At 67.3% G+C, this 7,870-nt stretch carries 4 protein-coding genes and 2 pseudogenes (1 of these 6 cut by a window edge); 1 reads left to right on the top strand and 5 read right to left on the bottom strand.

Features of this window, described 5'->3' with window-relative positions; translation table 11 throughout:
• Window positions 1-2,490, bottom strand: a pseudogene (locus ACFE99_RS15380) (acyl-CoA synthetase); it reaches 460 nt to the left of the window's first position.
• A gap of 168 nt (window positions 2,491-2,658) precedes the next feature.
• Here ACFE99_RS15380 and ACFE99_RS15375 point away from each other — a divergent pair.
• A complete protein-coding gene (locus ACFE99_RS15375; RefSeq protein WP_375486724.1) occupies window positions 2,659-4,425 on the top strand; it encodes an ABC-F family ATP-binding cassette domain-containing protein in 1,767 nt (588 codons plus the stop codon).
• Here ACFE99_RS15375 and argH read toward each other — a convergent pair.
• The 4 genes and pseudogenes from argH to ACFE99_RS15355 form a co-directional block, all read right to left on the bottom strand.
• Entirely contained in the window at window positions 4,422-5,834 is a 1,413-nt protein-coding gene (argH, locus tag ACFE99_RS15370; protein WP_375486722.1) for an argininosuccinate lyase, read from the bottom strand. The genes ACFE99_RS15375 and argH overlap by 4 nt on opposite strands.
• Window positions 5,831-7,039: an argininosuccinate synthase gene (locus tag ACFE99_RS15365; protein ID WP_375486720.1), complete on the bottom strand. Its 1,209-nt coding sequence runs from the start codon at window positions 7,037-7,039 to the stop codon at window positions 5,831-5,833. Before ACFE99_RS15365 ends, argH begins: the two co-directional genes overlap by 4 nt.
• Before the next feature lie 12 nt (window positions 7,040-7,051).
• Complete coding sequence (locus ACFE99_RS15360; RefSeq protein ID WP_375486718.1) at window positions 7,052-7,561, bottom strand: arginine repressor; 510 nt, start codon at window positions 7,559-7,561, stop codon at window positions 7,052-7,054.
• Window positions 7,558-7,870 (bottom strand): annotated as a pseudogene (locus ACFE99_RS15355) (ornithine carbamoyltransferase); the annotation flags it as partial. The gene ACFE99_RS15360 and the pseudogene ACFE99_RS15355, both read right to left, overlap by 4 nt.

The following is a 7,870-nucleotide window of genomic DNA, read 5'->3' as shown; positions in this document are numbered from 1 at the left end:
GAACAAATACTCCGTCGATATCCAGGTATCGGCGGGCGCGAACACGCCGCGTTTGACCGAGGCGGTCGGGTCGATCGGTCCTCGGGGCTGGGCCAGCAACACTCCGACTTGGTCGGCGTCGGCGACCTGCACGAAGCCCCCCTCGTCTTCCAGGATCAGGTCGTGGTCGGCGTCGTAGGCGCCGAGCTCCACGCGGCTGGCGCCCGGCAACGGGCGGCCCTTGCTGCCGATCTTGGCGCCGGACACGTTGGCCAGAACCGCCTGCCCGTCGGTGGTCGCGAAGAATTCGACCACATGCGCGGGCGCGAACGCGTCAATCACCCGCTGCCATAACCCGGTCGGCATTCCCGAGCCGATGAACAGCCGCACCGGGTGGTAGCCCTGCAATGCCGATCCGGGATCGTCGATGACCTCGCGCAGCATGGTCCAGGTGTAGGACACCACCGTGACGCCGTACTGACGGACCTCGGCGACGAACCGGTCCGGCTGCAGACCACGCGACAGCGCGATGCGGGCACCGCCGACCACCGCGCCGCCGAGGCTGACCAGCAACCCGGATTCGTGGTGCAGCGGTGTGAGGCAGTACACGGTGTCGCCGCGGCCCAACGCGGCGGTGGAGGCCGTCCCGAACGCCGAGAGCGCCCAGCGGTAGTTGGTGATCTGCTTGGCAACCAGTTCACCACCGGCGGTGGTGGTGAACCCGATGAACGCCAGATCCCTTGCCAGTCCGGGATTCTGCCGATACCAGGCCGGAAGCTCGACCGCGTCGGGGTCGATCTTTTCCATGTCGATGACGTCGGCGTCCTCGGGCAGGTACAGATCGCGTGACTCTCCACCGCCCAGCACCAGTACATGGCCGGGCAATTGCCGCGCGGTGTCGAGATTGGTGGGATCGGTGACGATTTGGCTGACGCCGCCGATGCGAGCTGCCGCCACCAGATCGCTGTCGGCTCGCATCAGCACGGCGACCGCGCCCAGCCGCGACAGCGCCGCGATGGCGACCAGGGCGCTGGGCCGGGTCTCCATCAGCACACCGACGTGGTCGCCCTGCCGAACACCGACCTCGATGAAGCCGCGCACCACGTTGTTGATGCGCCGGTTGACCGCCTCGTAGGTGTGGACCCGCCCGTCGAACAGCAGGAACTCGCCTTGTGGCGCGTCGTGGGCCTGTTCGTCGATGATCCGGCCCAGCGAGATGCGGGTGTGGTCGTTGATCTGGCCCAGGCGGGCCAGCCGGGGCAGCGTGCGCACGGTTTCCACGGCCAAGGTCCGCACCGATTTGTTGGCGGCGACGACGGCCTCGGCCGCGCCGCGGGCCAAGGTCAGCGCCACCTCAGAGGCTTCCCCTACGCCGTGCGCCAGCCGGGAGCTCAGCGCCACACCGGACTGCGTGCGTTCGACCGGCTGCTCGACCATCGGGACGATGTCGGCCGGCTTGTCACCCGATCCGGAGATCCACAGCACCCAGGCCGCGACGGTCGGCCACGTCTGCTGTGCCGCTTTCGATCCCACGACCAGCCCGAAATGACCTGCACGCAAGCAGTATTCGTAGACCTCGGCGTTCGGGGCCGCACGCCGGATGCCCCGCACCGCCGGGGGCTGGCCGATGTCGTCAACTTCGCCGACGAACGCCAGCACCGGGCACGTGATGTCGGTCAGGGTCACCAGTTGCCCGTTGATCGAGAAACCACCGGTCATCATCCGGTTGTGGGCGATGAACTGCTTGAGCAACTCAGATACCGCCGGACCTGACCACGCGATCCAGCCTTCGGATTCCAGGAATCTGCGCTGCGGTTCGCGCGGCAGCAACGCTTCCCGGTCATGCAGTTGACGCAGGAAATCGATGCGGGCTTTGGCAGTCTTGAGCGGATCCATCAACTGGAAACCGGTGCGCGCCAACCAGCTTGGGATGGCTAGCCGGGTGAAAACGTGGTCCGCCATGAAGTTGGCGGCCGCTGCGGCCAAGTTGGGCGGAACGCCCATCGGCAGCGCGGCCAAGGTGTCCACCGGCGACCCGAACGCCACGATGCTGGCGATGTTTTTCGAATGGCGGTATGCGCCGGCTTGATAGCAGAACATGCCGCCTTGGGAATAGCCCGCCAAGTGCACACCACGGCCGGTGACTTCCGTCGTGGTGTCGATGGCCTGACTCAGCGCGACGATGTGGTCGGCCAGGGTGCGGCGCATGCCGCCCTCGACCTTGTCCGGTTCGCCGAAGTCGATGACCCACGGGTCCAACCCGGCGGCGTGCAGGATCCCGACCGCGCCTTCCTGGCGGGTGACGTCCCACATGTTGGCCGACATCATCATCGGGTGCACCAGCAGCACCGGAGGACCGGCCGGCGGCTGGCCGGGGCGGCTGTCCGGTGGAAAATACCGCCGCAGCTTGTACATCGGCACGCTCTCGACGATCTGGAACGGCGACGGCGTGGTACCGGTCTCCAGCCCGCCCAGCCGCAACACCTCCAGGCCGTTCTGCGCCGTGGCCATCAGACGCTCGACCGGCCGCGTAACCGCCGACAGATTCAGATCCACTTGCTGCCTCCGCTATCAAGTATCGCTGCTGCAGGCGGGCCTGACAGCGTGGCAATCATGGCACATCTGCCGACCTGGTCCCGCGGCTTTGGCCGCCGCCGGTAGCCGGTTAGGGTCGGGCCGGTGGCGCATCTGCTGGGGGCCGAGAACGTCCACCTCGAGTACCCGACTCGGGTCGTGTTCGAGTCGGTCAGCCTGGGGGTCAGTGACGGCGACCGCATTGGCATCGTGGGACGAAACGGCGACGGCAAATCCAGTCTGTTGGGGTTGCTCACCGGTCAGCTGCGGCCGGATTCCGGCCGAGTCACGCGCCGCACCGGGTTGCGGGTCGGTGCGTTGAGCCAGGCGGACACCCTGGGCCGCGGCCGCACTGTCCGGCAGACGCTGCTCGGCGACCGCGCAGAGCACGAATGGGCGGCTAACCCGCGCATCCGCGAGGTGGTCAACGGGCTGGTGTCCGACCTCGCTTGGGAGGCAGAGCTATCCACGCTCAGCGGCGGACAGCGGCGACGTGTGCAGCTGGCCGCGCTGCTGCTGGGCGAGTGCGACGTGATCGCGCTGGACGAGCCCACCAACCATCTGGACATCGAAGGGATCACCTGGCTGGCGAACCACCTGCGGCAGCGCTGGGCGCGCAACACCGGTGGCCTTTTGCTGGTGACCCACGACCGCTGGCTTCTCGACGAGGTGGCGACCACGACGTGGGAGGTACACGACGGCACGGTCGAGCCGTTCGACGGCGGTTATGCCGCCTATGTGCTGCAGCGCGTCGAGCGCGACCGGCTGGCCGCCGCGGCGGAGGCCAAACGGCAGAACCTGATGCGCAAGGAGTTGGCCTGGCTGCGCCGGGGGCCACCGGCGCGCACGTCCAAACCGAAGTTTCGGGTCGAGGCTGCCAACCAGCTGATCGCCGACGTGCCGCCGCTGCGCAACACCGTGGAGCTGGCGAGGCTGGCGACCGCGCGGCTCGGCAAGGACGTGATCGACCTGCTCGACGTATCGGTCTCCTTCGGCGGCCAACCTGTGCTGCGCGCGGTCGAATGGCGAATCGGTCCGGGGGAACGGGCCGGCATCGTCGGCGCCAACGGTGCCGGCAAGTCCACGCTGCTGGGATTGATCGCCGGCACCGTGCAGCCGGACACCGGCCGTGTCAAGCGCGGCAAGACGGTTCGGCTGGCGATGCTCGACCAGCAAGGCGACGAGATGGCAGCGTCGGCCGCTGACCGGGTGGCCGACGTGGTGGGCAGGCTGCGCACCGGCTACCGGGTCGCCGACCGAGAGGTCAGCCCGACCCAGCTGTTGGAGCGGTTGGGGTTTTCCCGCGAGCAGTTGTCCGCTCGGGTCGGCGACCTGTCCGGCGGTTTCCGCCGACGGCTGCAGTTGATGCTCACATTGCTGGCCGAACCGAATGTGTTGCTGCTCGACGAGCCCACCAACGACGTGGACACCGATATGCTCGCCGCCACCGAGGATCTGCTCGATTCCTGGCCCGGAACTTTGATTGTGGTCTCTCACGACCGCTACCTGCTGGAACGGATCACCGACCAGCAGTACGCGATTCTGCACGGCCGGCTGCGCCATTTGCCCGGCGGCATCGACGAATACCTGCGGCTGTCAGCGGCGGCCGGGGAGCGGCGCCCTACCATGGCCGCCACGCGCACGTCAGGCGCTGAACTGCGCGCCGTGCAGAAAGAGACCGCATCGCTCGAGCGCCGGCTGGCGCGGCTGGCCGACCAGATCGCCGGTAAACGCACCGAGCTCGCCGAGCACGACCCGTCTGACCACGTCGGGCTGATGCGGTTGACGCCGGAGTTACAGGCGCTTGAAGACGACGTCGCCGCGTTGGAGGACCGCTGGCTCGAGCTCTCCGAGCTGATGGAAAGACGTTAGCGACGCAGCTGCGCTCGCAGTCGATCTGCGGTGTCGCGCACGCTATCCAGCTGCTTGCCCACCTGGATCGGCGCTGTGCCCCCGCGGGCGTCGCGCGAGGATACCGAGCCCTCGACCGTCAGCACCTCACGCACCTCACCGGACAGGGCAGGATGGATGGCGGCCAGCTCCTGGTCGGTTAGCTCTTCAAGGCCGACGCCGCGCTGCTCCGCGAGTCGCACCGCCGCGCCGGCGGCCTCGTGCGCCGCGCGGAATGAAACGGCTTGCCGCACCAGCCATTCCGCCATATCAGTCGCCAGTGTGTAGCCTGCCGGCGCCAGCGCCGCCATCCGCTCAACATTGAACGTCAGGCTTGCCACCAGTCCCGCCATGGCCGGCAGCAGCAGTTCCAGCTGCGCCACCGAATCGAACACCGGCTCCTTGTCCTCTTGCAGATCCCGGTTGTAGGCCAGCGGCTGCGCCTTCAGCGTGGCCAGCAACCCGGCCAGGTTGCCGATCAACCGGCCGGACTTCCCGCGGGCCAGCTCGGCGATGTCCGGGTTTTTCTTCTGCGGCATGATCGAGCTGCCGGTCGACCATGAGTCGTGCAAAGTGACGTAGCCGAATTCAGTTGAACTCCAGATGATGATGTCCTCGGCGAGCCGCGACAGGTCGACGGCGATCATCGCCAGCACGAACGCCGCCTCCGCGGCGAAATCGCGAGCCGCGGTCGCGTCGACCGAATTGTCTGCGGCTGCCGAGAATCCCAGCTCTTCGGCGACCACATCGGGATCGAGCCCCAGCGACGACCCAGCCAGCGCTCCGGACCCGTACGGCGATATCGCGGTGCGCTCGTCGAAGTCGGCGATCCGATCGACGTCGCGCAGCAGCGGATGGGCGTGCGCGAGCAGATGGTGGGCCAACAGAATCGGCTGTGCCGATTGCAGATGCGTTTTGCCGGGCATGATCGCAGTGGGATGGGCGGCGGCCTGGTCGCTGAGTGCGCCGACGACGTCGAGCACCCCGGCGGCGACTCGGCGCACCGCGTCGCGCAGCCACATCCGAAACAACGTGGCGACCTGGTCGTTTCGCGATCGCCCGGCGCGCAGCCGGCCACCCAGATCAGCACCGACCCGCTCGATCAGACCGCGCTCCAGCGCGGCGTGCACATCCTCGTCGGTGTCGAGCGGCGCAAAGCTGCCGTTAACCACATCCTGCGCCAGACTGTCCAGCCCGGCCAGCAGCCCGTCGCGCTGTTGTTCGCTGAGCAGCCCGGCGCGGAACAACACCCGGGTGTGCGCCCTGGACGCGGCGATGTCGTAGGGCGCCAGGACCCAGTCGAAGTGGGTGGACCGGCTCAGCGCCGCCAGCGCATCGGATGGGCCGTCGGCGAACCGCCCACCCCACAGCGACCCCTCGTTAGTGCTCATGGGTTTTCAGCGCGCAAGTCCCTGCGGGCAGCCAATTTCGACGACAGCCCATGGACGTACACGAAGCCCTTCGCCTTGGACTGATCGAAGCTGTCGCCTTCGTCGTAGGTAGCCAGGTTGAAGTCGTACAGCGATTCTGGGCTCCGGCGCCCGTTGACCGCGATGTGCCCGCCGTGCAAGACCATTCGGATCTCGCCGGTCACGTGCTCTTGTGTCTTGGCGACGAAAGCCTCCAAGGCCGCCTTCAGCGGCGAATACCACAGGCCGTCGTAGACCAGCTCGGCCCAACGCTGATCGGTCAGCCGCTTGAACCGGCCGAGTTCTCGCTCCAGCGTGACGTGTTCGAGCTCGGTGTGCGCGGTGATCAATACCATCGCCCCGGGCGCCTCGTAAATTTCGCGGCTCTTGATGCCGACCAGCCGGTCCTCCACGACGTCGAGGCGCCCGACACCTTGCGCGCCGCCGCGGCGGTTGAGTTCCTCGATAGCTTGCAGGACCGTGACCGCTCTGCCGTCGATCGATACCGGCACACCGCATTCGAAGCCGACGATCACCTCGTCGGGGGTATTCCAGTTCACGGTGGGATCTTCGGTGTAGGAGTACACGTCTTTGGTCGGCGCGTTCCACAGGTGTTCCAGGAAGCCGGTTTCCACTGCGCGGCCCCACACGTTCTGGTCGATCGAGAACGGCGAGCGTTTGGTGACATTGATCGGGATGGCGTTCTCCTCAGCGAAGGCAATGGCCTTCTCTCGGGTCCACGCGTAGTCACGAACCGGTGCAAGCACCTCCAGATCTGGTGCCAGCGAGGCGAATCCGACCTCGAAGCGCACTTGGTCGTTGCCCTTGCCGGTACAGCCGTGTGCGACCATGCTGCCGCCGTATTGACGTGCAGCCGCGACCAGGTGTTTGACGATGAGGGGGCGGCTGATCGCCGACACCAGCGGGTAGCGGTCCATGTAAAGGCCGATGGACTTGATTGTGGGCAGGCAGTAGCCCTCCGCGAACTCGTCGCGGGCATCGACGACGACCGCCTCGACCGCGCCGCAGTCCAGCGCCCGCTGGCGCACCACCTCCATGTCCTCGCCGCCCTGGCCGAGGTCGATGGCTACCGCGACGACTTCCCGGCCGGTCTCCTTCCCAATCCAGCTGATCGCAACCGAGGTGTCCAGACCGCCGGAATACGCCAGGATGACGCGCTCGGACATGAACTAATCTCCTTACGTTACGTCAGCTTTAGTCAACTGCCGCAAAGCGGCTTCGAGTTCGGCGCCGGTCATCGGCTCGCGGGCCGCCACAAAGATCGTGTCGTCACCGGCGATGGTGCCGACGACGTACGGCAGCGCCGCGCGGTCGATCGCGCTCGCCAGGTAGTGAGCGGCACCGGGCGGGGTGCGCAGCACGGCCAGGTTTCCGGTGGCGTCGGTGGACACCAGAAGCTCACCCAGTAGCCGTGACAGCCGTCCGGTACCGCCGGAGACCCCGCGTACCGGGCTGCCGTCTTCGGGAACGACGTAGACGCCGACACCGCCGTCGGCGCCTCGCAGCTTGACCGCGCCGAGTTCTTCCAGATCCCGCGAAAGTGTGGCCTGGGTGACTTCGATGCCCTCCGCGGCCAACAGCGCGGCGAGCTCGCTTTGGCTGCGCACCGGCGCCGACGACAGGATCGCCACAATGCGGGCCTGCCTGCCGGCGCGGGTGACGTCCGGTGTGGTCTTCGAACGAGTCATCGGGACCGCTCCAGCAGCCACACCAGCAGCGCCTTTTGCGCGTGCAACCGGTTCTCTGCCTCGTCCCACACCGCGCTATGCGGTCCGTCGATCACCTCGTCGGTGATTTCATGACCGCGATGGGCCGGAAGGCAATGCAGCACAATGAAATCCGGGTCAGCCAACGCCAGAAGCTGGGAATTAACCTGGAACGGCCAGAACGGCTGCAACCGGTCCAGCCCGTCGTTCTCCTGACCCATCGACGTCCACGTATCGGTCACCAGCACGTCGGCGCCTTCGGCTGCGGCCTGCGGGTCGGCGGTCACGCTC

The sequence above is a fragment of the uncultured Mycobacterium sp. genome (genome assembly GCF_964249325.1).
Lineage (GTDB): Bacteria > Actinomycetota > Actinomycetes > Mycobacteriales > Mycobacteriaceae > Mycobacterium.
The sequence above is the reverse complement of the archived record's forward strand: the minus strand, read 5'-3'. Positions and strand labels throughout refer to the sequence as shown.